The sequence below is a fragment of the Chromohalobacter canadensis genome (assembly GCF_029544075.1).
In the GTDB taxonomy this organism is placed as follows: Bacteria; Pseudomonadota; Gammaproteobacteria; order Pseudomonadales; family Halomonadaceae; genus Chromohalobacter; species Chromohalobacter canadensis_A.
In genome coordinates, this window is sequence record NZ_JAJQJH010000007.1 from 21,721 (window position 1) to 36,222 (window position 14,502).

Annotated in this window: 13 protein-coding genes; 3 read left to right on the forward strand and 10 right to left on the reverse strand. The window is 61.3% G+C overall.

The genetic code is table 11. The features are described from left to right. The first annotated feature begins 3 nt into the window (after positions 1-3). On the forward strand, positions 4-3,894 hold the full coding sequence (locus LUN51_RS10315) for a YhdP family phospholipid transporter (protein WP_277811184.1): 3,891 nt from the start codon (positions 4-6) through the stop codon (positions 3,892-3,894). Then, positions 3,891-5,345: a metalloprotease TldD gene (gene tldD, locus LUN51_RS10320; RefSeq protein ID WP_277811185.1), complete on the forward strand. Its 1,455-nt coding sequence runs from the start codon at positions 3,891-3,893 to the stop codon at positions 5,343-5,345. Before LUN51_RS10315 ends, tldD begins: the two co-directional genes overlap by 4 nt. 116 nt (positions 5,346-5,461) lie before the next feature. Here tldD and yjgA read toward each other — a convergent pair whose 3' ends face one another. Beyond that, positions 5,462-5,980, reverse strand: coding sequence for a ribosome biogenesis factor YjgA (gene yjgA, locus LUN51_RS10325; protein ID WP_277811186.1), 519 nt, complete (start codon positions 5,978-5,980; stop codon positions 5,462-5,464). A gap of 109 nt (positions 5,981-6,089) precedes the next feature. Between yjgA and pmbA the strand changes: the two genes are divergently transcribed. Then, a complete protein-coding gene (gene pmbA, locus LUN51_RS10330; RefSeq protein ID WP_277811187.1) occupies positions 6,090-7,430 on the forward strand; it encodes a metalloprotease PmbA in 1,341 nt (446 codons plus the stop codon). A 72-nt stretch (positions 7,431-7,502) separates the two neighbouring features. Here pmbA and mgtE read toward each other — a convergent pair whose 3' ends face one another. The 9 genes from mgtE to lptC form a co-directional block, all read right to left on the reverse strand. Further along, the gene (gene mgtE / locus LUN51_RS10335; protein WP_277811188.1) at positions 7,503-8,855 is read right to left on the reverse strand and encodes a magnesium transporter; all 1,353 of its coding nucleotides are present in this window, start codon (positions 8,853-8,855) and stop codon (positions 7,503-7,505) included. Between the two features lie 82 nt (positions 8,856-8,937). Next, positions 8,938-9,207: an HPr family phosphocarrier protein gene (locus LUN51_RS10340; protein WP_246894240.1), complete on the reverse strand. Its 270-nt coding sequence runs from the start codon at positions 9,205-9,207 to the stop codon at positions 8,938-8,940. Beyond that, a complete protein-coding gene (rapZ, locus tag LUN51_RS10345; protein ID WP_040241848.1) occupies positions 9,194-10,090 on the reverse strand; it encodes an RNase adapter RapZ in 897 nt (298 codons plus the stop codon). The genes LUN51_RS10340 and rapZ overlap by 14 nt, the downstream gene beginning before the upstream one ends. A 41-nt stretch (positions 10,091-10,131) precedes the next feature. After that, positions 10,132-10,608, reverse strand: a complete 477-nt coding sequence (ptsN, locus tag LUN51_RS10350; RefSeq protein ID WP_277811189.1) for a PTS IIA-like nitrogen regulatory protein PtsN — start codon at positions 10,606-10,608, stop codon at positions 10,132-10,134. 6 nt (positions 10,609-10,614) lie between these two features. Beyond that, on the reverse strand, positions 10,615-10,923 hold the full coding sequence (gene hpf, locus LUN51_RS10355) for a ribosome hibernation-promoting factor, HPF/YfiA family (protein WP_040241842.1): 309 nt from the start codon (positions 10,921-10,923) through the stop codon (positions 10,615-10,617). A 136-nt stretch (positions 10,924-11,059) separates the two neighbouring features. Beyond that, on the reverse strand, positions 11,060-12,490 hold the full coding sequence (locus LUN51_RS10360) for an RNA polymerase factor sigma-54 (protein ID WP_277811190.1): 1,431 nt from the start codon (positions 12,488-12,490) through the stop codon (positions 11,060-11,062). Between the two features lie 124 nt (positions 12,491-12,614). Beyond that, the gene (gene lptB / locus LUN51_RS10365) at positions 12,615-13,340 is read right to left on the reverse strand and encodes an LPS export ABC transporter ATP-binding protein (RefSeq protein WP_277811191.1); all 726 of its coding nucleotides are present in this window, start codon (positions 13,338-13,340) and stop codon (positions 12,615-12,617) included. A gap of 48 nt (positions 13,341-13,388) precedes the next feature. Continuing rightward, positions 13,389-13,913 (reverse strand): lipopolysaccharide transport periplasmic protein LptA, encoded by a 525-nt coding sequence (gene lptA, locus LUN51_RS10370; RefSeq protein WP_277811192.1) that lies wholly within the window; start codon positions 13,911-13,913, stop codon positions 13,389-13,391. Beyond that, positions 13,910-14,497 (reverse strand): LPS export ABC transporter periplasmic protein LptC, encoded by a 588-nt coding sequence (gene lptC, locus LUN51_RS10375; RefSeq protein WP_277811193.1) that lies wholly within the window; start codon positions 14,495-14,497, stop codon positions 13,910-13,912. Before lptC ends, lptA begins: the two co-directional genes overlap by 4 nt. Positions 14,498-14,502: the final 5 nt, after the last annotated feature.

The window sequence follows — 14,502 nt, forward strand, 5'->3', positions numbered from 1 at the left end:
CCCATGAATGCGTTGCGAGGAGCGTGGCGCTGGGCGCTCACAGTCGTGGCGGTGGTACTGAGCATCATCGTGCTGGTGTTGCTGGCAGCGCGCGGTCTGGCGACACAGGTCGATGCGTTTCGCGACGATATCGAAGCCCAGCTCTCCGAGCGTTTCAGCGCCGATGCCGAGCTTGAGAATCTCGGCGCCGATTGGCATGGTTGGGACCCGTCTGCGACGCTTTCGGGCATGACCTTGCGTGCCAAGGTGCCTCAGGCGCCGCCTTTGCTGAGCCTTGAAAGCGCGCATGCGCGTCTCGATACCCTGGCGTCGCTACGCGCGGGGTATCCCGTTTTCGAAAGGGCCGAGGTCGAACAAGCGACGCTTCATCTCTATCAGCGTGCCGAAGGGGGGTGGGGCTGGCCCTCGGCGGAAGTGCCTGATGAGGTTCAGGCACCGGGCCGCTTCCGTCTCGCCGATATCGACCGTTGGGTCGGCGCTCTTCTGCGTCAGCGTGTCGCCATTCATGACGTGCGCGTGGTGCTGCATGGGCGACAGGATGAGGTCACGCTCGTGGCACCGCGCGTGCTGATGGCGGGTGGCGATTCACAGGCCCATCTCGAAGGTCAGTTGCATGTCGAAGGCCAACCGGACGCCGCGTTGAGCGCGGTGCTCGAGGTACTACCCGGGCGTCGTGGACTGGGCGCCTTCAATGCTGCCTTGCAAGTCGACGTCAACGCCCAAGGACTGCGTGCCCTAGGGCAGGTGTTGACCGCTCAGCAACGCTACACTCTGAAAACGGTAGAAGGCGACGCCCGGCTATGGGCCCGCTGGCATGATGCCCGCCTTGAGGATGCTCGCCTGCGGTTGTCGCTACCCAGACTGGATATCACACGACGTGATGGCTCGCCGCTGGCATTCGAGGATATCGGCGTGCGTGCCCAGGCGTTGCGAGATGACAATGGCGGCTGGGATATCTGGGCCAATGGCCTAGTCGCCAAACGCAATGGCGACGACCGTGAAGGATCACCCTTGCCCGAGCGATTACAGGCGCGCGTTGAAGGCGCCGACTGGTGGCTGCGCAGCAGTGATTTTTCGCTGGGTGCATTGGCCGCTTGGGGCGGCATGCTGCCGTTGTCGGATGAACACAAACGAATGCTTGACCAGATGGCTCCACAGGGGCAAGTTGTCGGCCTCGAAGTCGGGCATCATGACGGCCGTTGGTTTTCACGAACGGCACTGACGGGGGCACGCGTGTCGGCTTGGGACGGCATTCCCGGTGGCGGGCCATTCAGTGCCTGGGTGACCACCGACAACGCTTCGGGAAGCGTGCGTTTTCGGGATGAGTCGGGCATGGCGCTCGCATTCCCCGACGTCTATGTCCAACCAATCGCACTGGATGCTGCGGCCGGGCGTATCGACTGGCAGCGTGACGGCAATGCCTTCTATATTGAAGGCAAGGCATTGCAAGCCAACTGGCGCGGGGCCGAGGTGAACGGTACGTTCGTGACGCACCTACCGATGGCCGAGGACACGCCTGGACATCTCGATCTTGACCTAGCGTTTTCCAATGCCGATGCGATCAATACACCGCTGCTCGACTGGCTGCCCACCCAAGCCATGGACGACGAACTCCTCGATTGGCTGTCGCAGGTCAGTGGACGCGTCTCTCAGGGTAGTCTGTCGTTGTCGCAGACGTTAACCGAACGCGAGGCGCCTGAGGGGGAGATATTCGTCAATCCCGATGATCGCCTGCAGCTGGAACTGGATGTCGAGCAGGGCCGCTTGCCCTATGACCCTGAATGGCCCGCCCTCGACAACGTCTCCGGGCATCTAGACATCGACAATCAATCCTTGGTGGCGCAGGTCGACCATGCTACTAGCATGGGGCTGGAAACCCGCGACGCCCGTGTCCTGATGGTCGGCAACACGCTGGGTGTGCGCGGGCCGGTCACAGGGTCCAGCCAGGCCTTGCTGGATTATCTCGCCGAGGCGCCGCTGGAAGACCTCAGCGAAACTTTCGCCGATTGGCAGAGTGAAGGCCACGTCGAAGCCGATCTCGATATGACGATCCCACTGGCGATTCCCGAGGCCATGAAGGCTGAGATTCAGGGGCGTGTCGAGGCCTCGCGCCTGTATCTCGGCATGTTGCGTCTTCCGTTCGAGGATGTTCAGGGCGATCTGCATTATCGCCACCTCAAGGATCAGGATTTCTTGACCGGTGATGTGAGCGCGCGGGTATTGGGGGGGGACATGCATGGCATACTGGATATGGGCAATGACGGCTTTACCTTCACGGGCCGTGCCAGCGCCGAGGGGCTATTGAGCTGGGCGCGTCTGGCGCCGCAGCCCGCGCTTGCCGAGGGCACGCTGCCGTATCGCGCGCGGGTCACCTTCGATGACAAAGACAACGCGAGTGTGCGCGTCACCAGTGACCTCGAAGGCTTGGCTCTGCGCCTTCCAGCCCCCTTTGGCAAGGCCGTCGACGACACGGCGGCGCTAGAAGTCAGCGCGGATGTGGCGTCGGGTAGCGGCTGGGTCCGACTGTCGGACTGGGGGCGGTTACGCTGGCGTACGCGAGCCGAACGTTTACAGGGCCAGGCGTGGTTGGAAAAATGGCCGGAAGCACCTCAGTGGCCCCAGCAGGATGGCTGGACCGTGAACTGGCAGCCGCCGCGACTGGACCCACAACAATGGCTCGCGGTGCTGCGCGAACGCGATCTCAACCGTCAAGTCCTCACGCAACCCAAGGGCGTGCCGGACGATACCTCGAGCAGTGCGGGCGAGGATATCTCGAGCGGTCTGCGGCGTATCGCCGTCTCGACGCCCTGTGTCGTCCTCAATGATCAATGCCGGGGTGCGTTACAAGCCGATGTCGCACCGCTTGAGAATGGATGGCAACTGGCGCTGGCGGGCCCCGTTGCGGCGGGAGAAGCGCTGTGGCGACCAGAGGCGCCGCGTCCGGTGGAGATTGACCTCGCGCGTCTCGATCTCGATACCTTGTGGCCTGCTGAGGATGCCACCCAAAGCGACGGCAAGGTGAAACTCAGCGATGAAATCGCCACGCCGCCGGACCCCATAGCACTTCCGGATGGCCTGGAAGGCTGGCCCGATGGGCGCTTGCATGTCGGCGAGCTGCGTCATGACGGACAAACCTTCGGTCCGCTCGATGCCGACTGGCAGACCTCATCAAAGCGTCTGGATATCAAGCCGTTGTCGCTCGTGGTCAACGGCGTAACAGCGAGCGGCGAACTGGCTTGGGAAATGGCGGGGCGAAAGGGTAGCCTGACGCGCGCGCGGTTGGCACTGAAGGGCAGTAATCTCGGCGACGCCCTGGTTCGTCTGGGACAGCCTGAAGTGGTCAATAGCGAAAGCGTCGACCTGAATGCACGCTTGGCATGGCCCGGCGCGCCATGGCAGTTTGCCGTGGAACGCTCGCAGGGCAGCGTGTCGCTGGCATTGACCAATGGCCGTTTTCGGCAGGTCGACTCGGGTCCGGCGAAGCTAGTCGGGCTGCTCAATCTGGACAACATCTTCCGTCGGCTGACGTTGGATTTCTCCGATATTACTCAGGAGGGGACGGCTTTCAATAGCGTGAACGGCGAGGCAACGCTGTTCGATGGCAAGCTCGTGACCCGAGGCCCGGTTGAAATCGACGGTTCGGCCACCCACTTTACCTTGCAAGGCGAAGCCGATCTCGTGCAGCGTACACTGAATCAGCGACTGGGTATCACCGTGCCGGTGAGCCAGAATTTGCCGCTGGCGGCCGTGCTTGTTGGCGCGCCGCAGGTAGGCGTGGGATTGTACCTTGCCCACAAGCTTTTCGGCGGCTGGCTCGATAAGGCAACGCAGATACATTACCGCGTGCACGGCCCATGGTCGTCGCCGCAACTGACACTGGAAAGCGCCCGATGAACGCACTCAACGACAGCGCCTTGAATCAGGCGACCTCATTGCTCCTAGCGCCGGGCGGTCTCGACCTGGCGGCGCTGGATACCGGCCTGGAGCACGCCATGGGGCCGGGCATCGACTATGCCGACTTATATTTTCAACGTACCTGGCAAGAAAGCTGGATTCTCGAGGACGGCGACGTCAAGGAGGCCGGCTATAGCATCGACGGCGGCGTTGGTGTACGCACTCTGACCGGTGAAAAGACCGGCTTTGCCTACTCCAATCAGATCAGCGCCGATGCGTTGGCCGATACCGGGCGTATTGCAGCGGGCATCGCACGGAGTGGCCAACGGTTGCCACCACAGGCGGTGCAGGCCGCCATGCCCACGCGTCGTTATGCCGATGTCGATCCTCTGGCGGGGCTTTCCGCCGAGGATAAAATCGCCATGCTCAAGACAGCGGATCGCGTGGCCCGCGCCGCTGACCCGCGCATTACGCAGGTCAGTGCTTCGCTGTCGGGTGTCTATGAAGTGGTGATGGTGCGCGCCAGCGATGGCACGCTTGCGGCCGATATTCGCCCCTTGGTTCGGTTTAACGTCAGCGTCATCGCCATTCGCGACGGCCGTCGTGAGCGCGGCAGTGCTGGCGGCGGCGGGCGCTATTCGATGGCCCGGCTGCGTGACGAAAACGTGGCGGAACGCTTCGCCAAGGAAGCGGTGCGTCAGGCAATGGTCAACCTGGAGGCGGTCGATGCGCCAGCCGGCCAGATGCCGGTGGTGCTAGGCAACGGCTGGCCCGGTATTCTGCTTCATGAGGCGGTGGGGCACGGCCTCGAAGGTGACTTTAATCGTAAAGGTAGCTCGGCCTTCGCGGGGCGTATCGGCGAGCGTGTGGCCGCGCCGGGTGTCACGGTCGTCGATGACGGGACGCTATCTGATCGGCGCGGATCGCTGAGTGTCGACGATGAAGGTACCCCGACACAGCGGAACACGCTGATCGAGGACGGCATCCTGAAAGGTTACATGCAGGATAAGCTCAACGCGCGTCTCACGGGTATGGCGCCCACCGGCAATGCGCGTCGCGAGTCCTACGCACACGTCACCATGCCGCGCATGACCAATACCTGCATGATGGCCGGCCAGGATGATCCCGAGGATATCGTCAAGAGCGTCAAGCGAGGCATCTATGCGGTGAGCTTCGGCGGTGGCCAGGTCGATATCACCTCGGGGCGTTTCGTGTTCTCTGCCTCCGAGGCCTATTTGATCGAGGATGGCAAGATCACCGCGCCGGTCAAAGGCGCGACCTTGATTGGCAACGGACCGGAGGTGATGCAACAGGTGTCGATGATCGGGCACGACCTCGATCTGGATACCGGCATCGGTGTCTGCGGCAAGGAAGGTCAGGGGGTGCCGGTCGGCGTGGGCCAGCCGACACTCAAGATCGACGAACTGACCGTGGGTGGGACACAGTCATAAAGCCCGAAGCGGGAAGAGCGCCGCTACTCGGCTGGAAGCTGGAAGAAGAAAATTCCTGGCTTCGAGCTTCGAGCTTCGAGCTTCGAGCTTCGAGCGGCGAAACCGTATTTTCTGGCTTAGAGGTCAGCGGTTTCGCGGATCAGTTTGAACAATTTGCGGGCGCTCGTCGGCGGCTTTTCACGCTGACGCTCGCTTCTGGCGTTGCGGATGAGTTGCCGCAGCGTCTGGCGGTCGACCTCGGGATATTCAGCGATGAAGGCCTCCAGCGCATCGGCGCTGTCGTCCTCGATGAGGCGATCACGCCAGTGCTCGAGCCGATGAAAGGCATTATCGCGGTGTAAGCTTTCCTGCTCGATGGCGTCGAACGTGGCCTGAATGGCCGCAAGGTCTTCACGGCGCATGACCTTGCCCACGTATTGCATGTGGCGACGCCGCCCTTCGCGGGAGCGGATACGCGAGGTTTCCTCGACCGCGAAGCGCATGTCGTCGGAAAGCGGTAGGCGTGCGCGTTCGGCATCACTCATGGCGATGATGCGCTCGCCCAGTGCTTGCAGGGCTTTCATCTCGTTCTTGCGTTGGGTCTTGCTGGGATATCCCGCCTCTTCATCGTGCGGGTCGGGGAGATCGATCGACATTGCATTACCATCATGCTTCGGGGATGACCGTGCAGTATATCAGGCTTCCTCGACAATCCTACCGAGCCCTTGAGCAGTGTCTCGGGCCTTATGAGTACAGGAGTAGACCATGAGCCAGGCCTTCGATGCCGTAGAGCAGCAAGCACGCTTGGAGGCACGCGTCGCGCAGGCCTTGGAATTGGCCAAGCGATTGGGCGCCGATGCGTGTGAGGTGGGTGCCAGCGTGGACCAGGGAATCGAGGTCGGTGTACGCCTGGGCGACGTGGAAAACGTCGAGCTATCGCGCGATCAGGGGATCGCGGTGACCGTTTATGTGGGGCAGCGCAAGGGCAGCGTGTCGACATCCGACGCGAGCGATGAATCTTTGCGCGCGGTGGTCGAGAAAGCGTTGGATATTGCGCGCTATACCGCGGAAGACCCGGCCTCGGGCTTGGCCGACGCGGCGCTGATGGCGACGGAATTGCCGGATCTCGGCGTCCATTACCCTTGGCCGTTGAGCACCGACGACGCCATCGAACTGGCGCTTGCGTGCGAGTCCACCGGTCGCGAGGTCGAGGGTATCGCCAATTCCGAGGGGGCGAGCCTATCCAGCGGTGAGGGCGTGCGCGTATACGGCAATAGCCATGGATTTCTGGGTAGCCAGCGCGGAAGCCGCCACTCGCTGTCGTGCATGTTGATCGCCGGTCAGGGAGCGGACATGCAGCGCGATTACGACTATACCTCGGTACGCAATCCGGCGGACCTGCAGTCTCCCGAGGTGGTGGGGCGGCGTGCTGCCGAGAAGACGTTGGCCAGGTTGGGGGCAACCTCACCAGCGACGGGGCGGATGCCGGTGCTCTTTGCGCCTGAACTTGCCAGCGGGCTGGTGGGTAGCTTCATGGGCGCCATCGCCGGGGGTGCCTTATACCGCGAATCATCCTTCCTGTGCGGTCAGTTGGGTGAGCCCATCTTTCCCGAGTGGTTCACGCTGCGCGAACGCCCTCGTGAATATGGCGCCATGGCGAGCACGGCCTTCGATAACGATGGCGTCGCCACGCGCGATAACGTCTTCCTCGACCAGGGGCGCTTGGCAAGTTACATGCTCTCGGCGTATAGCGCGCGACGTCTGGGGATGACCACGACCGGGAATGCCGGTGGGGCGCGCAATCTGCGTATCGACGCGCCTCTAGTCTCGCGGGATGAATTGCTCGCGCAAATGGGGCGCGGCGTACTCGTTACCGAGTTGATGGGCCAAGGCGTCAACGGCGTGACCGGCGATTATTCACGCGGTGCGTCGGGTTTCTGGGTCGAAGATGGCAAGATCCAGCATCCCGTCGAGGAATTCACCATTGCCGGCAACTTGCGCGATATGTTCGCCAATCTTCAAGGGGTGGGCAACGATACCGATACGCGCGGTAGCGTGCATACCGGAAGTTGGCTGATTGATGACATGACGGTGGCCGGCGAGTAAAACGCTCGGTGACGCGGGACCTCGGTGCCGCGTCGTCATTGTCTCATGTGATGGCGCGGCGCTCGTCGCGCCTCAATAAAATGCTGCGGCCAGTCCCAGAAATGCGACGAAGCCGACCACATCGGTGATCGTCGTCAAGAGCACGCCTCCCGAGAGCGCTGGATCGATCTTCAGGCGCTTGAGTAGCACGGGAATCACGGTGCCGGCTAATGCGGCAACGGTCAGGTTGATGACCATCGCCAGGGCGATGATGCCGCCTAATTTGTAGTCATCGAAGCGCACGATGGCGACCAGGGCTACGATCACGGCCCATAGCACACCGTTCATCATCCCCGAGAGCATTTCGCGGACCAGTAGCCACTGCACGTTGGCGCCGCCGACGTGTCCCAGGGCGATCCCACGGATCAGTACCGTCAGCGTTTGCGACCCGGCGATGCCGCCCATGCTGGAGACGATGGGCATCAAGACGGCCAGCGCAGTGATTTGCTGAATGGTCGATTCGAAGATGCCGATAGCAAACGATACGATGGTTGCTGCGATCAGGTTGATGCCCAGCCACACTGCGCGTCGACGCCCGGTGCGCCATGCCGGCGCGAAGGTATCTTCGTCCTCATCGAGGCCGGCCATGCTCATGACCTGATGCTCGGCGTCCTCGCGAATAACGTCGACAACGTCGTCGATGGTGATGCGGCCCAGCAGGGCACCGTCGGTGCTCACCACCGGCGCCGAGATCAGGTCGAATTTCTCGAACAGACTAGCGACATCGGTGTCCGCGGCCGTGGCCTGCACCGAGGCAAAATCGGTGTTCATGACCTCGCGGACCAAAATCGAAGGGTCGGACACTAACAGCAAATTGAGCGGTAGTGTGCCGATCAGTTCGTCGCGGCGGGTGACGACGAGTAGCGTATCGGTGGAATCGGGCAGCTTCTCGTGTCGGCGTAGATAACGCAGCACCACGTCCAGGGTGATATCCGGGCGAATGGTGATAGTGTCGGTGTTCATCAAGCCGCCTGCGGTGTCCTCGGGATAGGACAGCACGGTCTCGATCCGCTGGCGTTCCTGCGCCTCCATGGCTTGCAGGACTTCGTGAATGACCGTGTTGGGCAGGCGTTGCAACAAGTCGGCGAGGTCGTCGACATCGAGCCCTTCGGTCGCCGACACGAGCTGTTCGGCGTCCATGCGGCTCAGGAACTCGCTCTGGATATCATCGCCAAGATATTGCAGCACATCGCCCTGCAATTCGGGCTCGACCAGTTCCCAAAGCACATTACGCTCACGCGGTGGCGTCGACTCGAGCAAATGAGCGACGTCGACCGGGGCCAGGCCGCGATTGAGCATGCGGCGCGCCTGGTCCAGCGCACCGCTTTCCAAGGCCTCGCTAAGGCGGTCCAGACGGGGCTGTAATTGCTTGTGATTGGGACTCATACGGAATCGGCATCCTTTGTCGATTCTTGGGCGAGGCGTTATTCTAACATCGCTTCAGGCAGGCGCGAACACTGTTCGTTAATCAAGCATCTTCCTCGAAGCGTGATTCGAACAGGTCGGTCAGTGCGTCGAGTACATCGTCGGCGTCATCGCCCTCGGCCTGAATGTCGAGTTCGGTACCGTAGGGAGCTGCCAGCATGAGCAGTGACATGATATTGGTGGCATCCGCTTCACGCTGGCCATGGAAGACGCAGACGCGTGCTGCGTAGGACTGACAGCATTGCACGAGCTTGGTCGCGGCGCGTGCGTGGAGGCCGCGCTTGTTGATAAGTTGCAGTCTACGACGCGGCATCGCCATTCTCCGGCAATGCTGCTTGCACGCCCAGTTCGCGATGGCGTAGGCGTACTCCACTCATTTGCGTCGCAAAATACCGGGCCAGCCCTTCGATCAGGTATACCGAGCGGTGCTGGCCACCGGTGCAGCCGATCGCGACGGTCAAATAACTGCGGTTGCTGGCAACATAGGCGGGGAGCCAGCGTTCCAGCCACTGACGTATATCGTCGGCCATGGCGTGTACGTCTGGGTAAGCTTCGAGAAACGTGATGATTTGTGAATCGCGACCGTCGAAACTGCGCAACTGAGGGTCCCAATAAGGATTGGGCAGGCAGCGCGCATCGAACACCATGTCGGCATCCAGCGGGACACCGCGTTTGTAGCCAAACGATTCGAACGTCAAGGTCAGGTGACGCCCGCTATGGCGTGCCACCTGCTCGGCGATGCGCCCACGCAGCTCATGCACCGACAGGCTCGAGGTGTCGATGACCAAATCGGCAATATCGCGAATCGACGCAAGGTAGGTCTGTTCCTGCTCGATGGCCTCGGCAAGCGTCATTTCGCTGGTTCGCGTCAGCGGGTGACGACGTCGCGTCGCCGAATAGCGCTCGAGCAGTATGCGCGAGTCGGCGGTCAAATAGACGACCTGGCACTGAATGCCCCGGGCGCGGATCTCTTCGAGCAGAACCGGAAAGCGTCTCAGGGCGTCGGGAAGGTTGCGCGCGTCGATACTGACCGCGATATGCGTGCGGGACGGGGGGCCTTCACGCAGCTCATCGATCAGGGGCGCCATGAGACTGGCCGGCAGGTTGTCGATCGCGTAGTAGCCGAGATCCTCAAGTGCCTGCAGGGCAATCGATTTGCCGGAGCCGGAACGGCCGCTGATGATCACGAGCTGCATGGGCGCCCCTTGTGTTGCGCGAGTATCAGTTTACGCGGGTGTCAGTTTGCGCTGTTATCGTGCTGGCGGATGGCCTCGATCAGAGTATCGTAGAGCTGCCGCTGGGTCTGCGCCTGGCGCAGTTTGGTGCGAATGGCGCTATCGTTCATGATGGCGGCAACCTGGGCAAGCAACGACAGATGGGCATCGTCGGCTTCTTCTGGCACCAGCAGGACGAAGATCAAGTCGACGGGGTCGCCATCGGTGGCATCGAAGTCGATGGGTTCCTGCAGGCGTAGAAAGCCGGCAATCGGCTCCTTGCAATGCGGATTGCGCGCATGCGGGATAGCGACGCCATTGCCGATCCCGGTGCTACCCAATCGTTCGCGGCCAATGAGACGTCCGAAGACTTCCTGGCTATCGAGGCTCGGGGTATTCTGTGCGATAAAGGTGCTGAAAAATTCCAGCACGCGCTTCTTGCTCCCCCCGGCAACGCCGAAGAGTGTGCGCTCGGGGGGTAGGATGCTTTCCAATATCATGGCGAATTAACGGGCACCAGCGCCCTGAGCGCGTGCCTGCACCTTTTCCTTGTGTTTGACGAGCTGACGGTCGAGCTTGTCGGTTAGGGCGTCGATAGCGGCGTACATGTCGTCGCTTTGTGTATCGGCGTGCAGGTCCGCGCCTGCGGCGTGAAGCGTGCATGCAGCCAGGTGACGTTCCTTCTCAATGGATAACGTGACCTGGACGGTGGTGATGTTGTCATAGTGGCGTTCCAGACGCGCGAGCTTTTCATTGACGTAGTCGCGTAGAGCATCGGTCAGTTCGATGTGATGACCGGTGATATTGGCTTGCATGGCACGCTCCTATTCCATCGGTTGGCACTTCGATTGTAACCCTTTTTAGAGCTCTGCATAGCCCTAGACAAGCGCTGGATAACGAAGGCCGCGGCGAGTCTACGCAGCGTGGCCGACACGTGCAATCCGCCCGCGTTCAGGCGAGTCGCTTGCGCTCGCTGGAGGAGGGGATACCCAACGCTTCGCGGTACTTGGCGACGGTGCGTCGTGCGACCGGAATACCGTCCTGGGCCAGCAGGTCGACGAGTTTGCTATCGGATAGAGGCTTGCGTGGCGGCTCGTCGCCGATCAATTTCTTCAATCGTGCACGAATCGCGGTGCTGGAATGGGCGTCGGTTTCGCCTTGCCCCCCGACATGGCTGGAAAAGAAATACTTGAGTTCAAAGACACCGCGCGGGGTATGGATGAATTTCTGCGTGGTCACGCGGGAGATAGTCGACTCGTGCATGTCTACCGCCCCGGCGATATCCGCCAGGATCAACGGTTTCATGGCTTCCTCGCCGCGTTCGAGGAAATCGAGCTGGCGCGCCATGATCTCCTGGCCCACGCGCAGCAAGGTATCGTTACGGCTCGAAAGGCTCTTGAGCAGCCATTTGGCTTCTTGCAGGTGCTGTTTGAGGAAGGTGTTATCGTCGCTCTTGTCGGCACGCTTGATGAGCGCGGCGTAATCCGGCTGGATGCGCACGCGGGGCAAGGCTTCGGGATTGAGCTCAATGCGCCATTCCTGCCGGATCCGCCGTGCGACGAGATCGGGGATGACATAATCGTTGCTGCTATCCTCGAAGGCGAGGCCGGGGCGCGGATCGAGCGACCGAATGAGGGTAATGACGTGATCGAGTTCTTCCTCGTCGAGGCGCAAACGTCGCTTGAGCAATTTACGGTCGTTGCCGGCGAGAGCTTCGAGGAACTGGCGTACTAGCCGCTTGGCCTGGGTTAGCAGCGGCATATTTTCAGGGAGGGCGCCGAGCTGTAGCAACAGGCACTCGCGTAGGTCGCGGGCGCCGACTCCGGTGGGATCGAACTGCTGTACACGCATCATGACGTGTTCGACATCGCCCACCTTGAGCCCCGAAAGGCCTTGGCCGCGCAAACCGTCGACAAGCTCGTCGAGGGGCAGGGTGAGGTAGCCGTCGGCCCCCATGGCATCGATTAGGCTTTCGGCAATATCACGTTCGCGCGGTGTCATATCGGCCATGGCGAGTTGCCAGGCCAGATGGTCGTGAAGACTGGTATGCGCCGTATTTCGCTCTATATCAGGGCCTTCCTCGCTGCCTCCGCCGCCCGTCAGTGAGGGGCCTGTATCCTGGTAGGTATCACTCCATTCGCTATCCAGCGACAGGTTCTCGGGGATATCGTTCGTCCAGTCATCCTCCTCCTGCGTCTCGCTGACCTCGCGTTCTTCGAAGTCGTCTTCGAGCTCTAGCATGGGGTTGGAATCCAGGGCTTGCTGGATCTCCTGTCGCAAATCCAGCGTAGAAAGCTGCAAGAGCTGAATGGCTTGCTGTAACTGGGGCGTCATCGTCAGCTGTGTGCCGACGCGAAGCTGCAAGGTGGGTTTCATGGACATGGAAAATCGATCGTCGCTTCCTGAAACGGTGCCCGTACGTTATCTCGCGACGACGCTACTTGCAAGAATGGAAGCAACAATCATGCCATTTATATAAGCGCGCGGCGGTTCCAATAGCTTGCGTTCACAGCCGGAACTCATGGCCGAGGTAGACGTCGCGTACTTTCTGGTTGGCGAGTATGGCCTCAGCATGTCCTTCGGCGATTATCTGACCGTTGCCGACGATATAGGCGTTGTCACATATATCCAGGGTTTCGCGTACGTTGTGATCGGTGATCAAGACGCCAATATCACGGTCGCGCAACTGCCGGATAATGCTCTTTATCTCGCCAACTGAGATTGGGTCGACTCCGGCGAAGGGTTCGTCAAGGAGGATGAAGGCGGGTTCGGTGGCCAGGGCGCGGGCGATCTCAACGCGACGACGCTCGCCCCCGGACAGGCTCATGCCGGGGTTGTCACGAATATGGGTGACGTGAAACTCCTCAAGGAGGCGTTCGAGTTGCGCCTTGCGCGCAGCCTTGTCGAGATCGCGGCGCGTTTCGAGAATCGCCATGATGTTGTCGGCGACCGAAAGCTTGCGAAAGATCGACGCTTCCTGGGGAAGATAACCGATACCGGCGCGGGCACGTTCGTGCATGGCTGCCCGGGACAGGTTGCGTTCGTCGATATGTACGCTACCGGCATCGGCGCCTACCAGCCCGACAATCATGTAGAACGAGGTCGTCTTGCCGGCGCCATTAGGGCCGAGCAGGCCGACAATACTGCCCTGACGAATGGTCAGGCTGATATCGTGGACCACGCGGCGGCCCTTGTAACTCTTGGCGAGGTTGGCGGCACTCAGGGTCTTCATGGGCGTCGGGTCCTACCTAACGGGATGAGTGAATCACGAAACACGTCACTACTCGCTGTCGCGAGGCGTCAGCGTCATGCGAACGCGCTGATCACCATCGCCGTCATCGTCGGAGCGAGCCTGCACCTGGCGGCGATCGAGGAAGTATTCGACATAAGCGCCATTGAAAGTATCCCGGGCCTGGTGCAACTCGGCATTGTCGATGAGCTCCACGCGACGCTCGGCGGCATGGTAAATCACCGTATCGCCCCAGCCCTTGGCCACCGGTTCGTCTGGCGCAGGCTTTTGTTCGAGATAGGCGCGTTCGCCGCCGCCGCCATGGGCGGTAACCGTGGAGACTTCGCCCTGCGCGTTGCGTTCGATTTCCACGCGTGCGGCTGTCAGTTGCATGCTGCCTTGTTGCATATCGACATCGCCGGTGTAGACCGCAGTGCCGGCGTTGTCGTCGAGGTCCAACTGATCGGCGGCAATCTCGATAGGCTGGCTGGCATCGCTTTCCAGCGCTAGTGCCGTGTGGCTGACGAGTCCCAGCGCGGCGCATACCAGTGCCGTCGTTAATGGTCGTGTCATCATGATTCGTCCTCGGCAAGCTGTGGATGGTGGCCTCGCACATTACCGCTCAGACGCGCTTGATCGGTGTCGATCCAGGCATCGAAGCGATTGCCGCGCACGCGTTGCTCATGCTGCCGCAACACGGCCTCGGTGTCACTCCAGGCGTGGCCATCGCTGGACTGGTAGTACAGCACGTCGGTGTTGAGGCGCCAGCCCTGCTCGGGTTGTACGAGCCGGGCGTTCCCGGTCAGGGTGAGGAGATCGCGTTGTGGCCCCAGGCTTCCCTTGTCACCGGAGATGTCCCACTTGCGTCCCGCTTCGTCACGCACCTTGGCCTTCGGTGAGTCAGCACGAATGATGTCGTCGACGGGGGTATGCACGAGGCGCGGCGATTTAAGCGTTTGATGGGGAATGCCTTGTGCGTTGAAGCGCGTCATGGTGACACCTTCGAGGTAGTAATCGGGTTCGCCCGCGTCATCGCTGGGGACCGGGCCAGGTGAAGAAGAATCACGCTGTTCGACGATAGCTAGGCCGATGCCCAGGGCGACGAGTACGAGCAGCAGCCCTACGCGGGCCCATTTGCGGGAAGATAGGAAAGTCGGCATGACAC

Bases quoted from the DNA above. Each gene is read 5' to 3' on its own strand.
- LUN51_RS10315 (WP_277811184.1), top strand. From the start codon at position 4: ATGAATGCGTTGCGAGGAGCGTGGCGCTGGGCGCTCACAGTCGTGGCG.
- tldD (WP_277811185.1), top strand. From the start codon at position 3,891: ATGAACGCACTCAACGACAGCGCCTTGAATCAGGCGACCTCATTGCTC.
- yjgA (WP_277811186.1), bottom strand. From the start codon at position 5,980: ATGTCGATCGATCTCCCCGACCCGCACGATGAAGAGGCGGGATATCCC.
- pmbA (WP_277811187.1), top strand. From the start codon at position 6,090: ATGAGCCAGGCCTTCGATGCCGTAGAGCAGCAAGCACGCTTGGAGGCA.
- mgtE (WP_277811188.1), bottom strand. From the start codon at position 8,855: ATGAGTCCCAATCACAAGCAATTACAGCCCCGTCTGGACCGCCTTAGC.
- LUN51_RS10340 (WP_246894240.1), bottom strand. From the start codon at position 9,207: ATGCCGCGTCGTAGACTGCAACTTATCAACAAGCGCGGCCTCCACGCA.
- rapZ (WP_040241848.1), bottom strand. From the start codon at position 10,090: ATGCAGCTCGTGATCATCAGCGGCCGTTCCGGCTCCGGCAAATCGATT.
- ptsN (WP_277811189.1), bottom strand. From the start codon at position 10,608: ATGATATTGGAAAGCATCCTACCCCCCGAGCGCACACTCTTCGGCGTT.
- hpf (WP_040241842.1), bottom strand. From the start codon at position 10,923: ATGCAAGCCAATATCACCGGTCATCACATCGAACTGACCGATGCTCTA.
- LUN51_RS10360 (WP_277811190.1), bottom strand. From the start codon at position 12,490: ATGTCCATGAAACCCACCTTGCAGCTTCGCGTCGGCACACAGCTGACG.
- lptB (WP_277811191.1), bottom strand. From the start codon at position 13,340: ATGAAGACCCTGAGTGCCGCCAACCTCGCCAAGAGTTACAAGGGCCGC.
- lptA (WP_277811192.1), bottom strand. From the start codon at position 13,913: ATGATGACACGACCATTAACGACGGCACTGGTATGCGCCGCGCTGGGA.
- lptC (WP_277811193.1), bottom strand. From the start codon at position 14,497: ATGCCGACTTTCCTATCTTCCCGCAAATGGGCCCGCGTAGGGCTGCTG.